The sequence below is a fragment of the Cytobacillus praedii genome, from assembly GCF_001439605.1.
Classification (GTDB): domain Bacteria; phylum Bacillota; class Bacilli; order Bacillales; family Cytobacillaceae; genus Cytobacillus; species Cytobacillus praedii.
In genome coordinates this window covers 1-409 of record NZ_LMBX01000036.1, presented here as the reverse complement: position 1 = coordinate 409, position 409 = coordinate 1, and the positions used below count along the sequence as shown (strand labels likewise).

Sequence of the window (409 nt, the reverse complement as noted above, 5' to 3'; positions counted from 1 at the left end):
TTGCGGGGACAGGATTTGAACCTGCGACCTTCGGGTTATGAGCCCGACGAGCTACCGAACTGCTCCACCCCGCGATAATAATATTATATATTAGTTAAAACAGCCTAGCGACGTCCTACTCTCACAAGGGGACAGCCCCTAACTACCATCGGCGCTGAGAAGCTTAACTGCCGTGTTCGGGATGGGAACGGGTGTGACCTTCTCGCTATCGCCACTAGACCTATTTATGATGAGGTTTGTTCCCTCAAAACTAGATAATGCTAAAGAAGAGTTATGAGTAATCATTTTGGTTAAGTCCTCGACCGATTAGTATTTGTCAGCTCCACGTGTCACCACGCTTCCACCTCAAACCTATCAACCTGATCATCTTTCAGGGGTCTTACTAGCTTGACGCTATGGGAAATCTCAT

General features: G+C 47.4%; 1 tRNA gene and 2 rRNA genes. All 3 read right to left on the bottom strand.

Annotated elements, in window-relative coordinates:
• Window positions 1-74, bottom strand: a tRNA-Met gene (locus tag ASU02_RS23450).
• 28 nt (window positions 75-102) lie between these two features.
• A 5S ribosomal RNA gene (gene rrf / locus ASU02_RS23445) occupies window positions 103-219 on the bottom strand.
• Between the two features lie 67 nt (window positions 220-286).
• Window positions 287-409, bottom strand: a 23S ribosomal RNA gene (locus ASU02_RS23440); the annotation flags it as partial.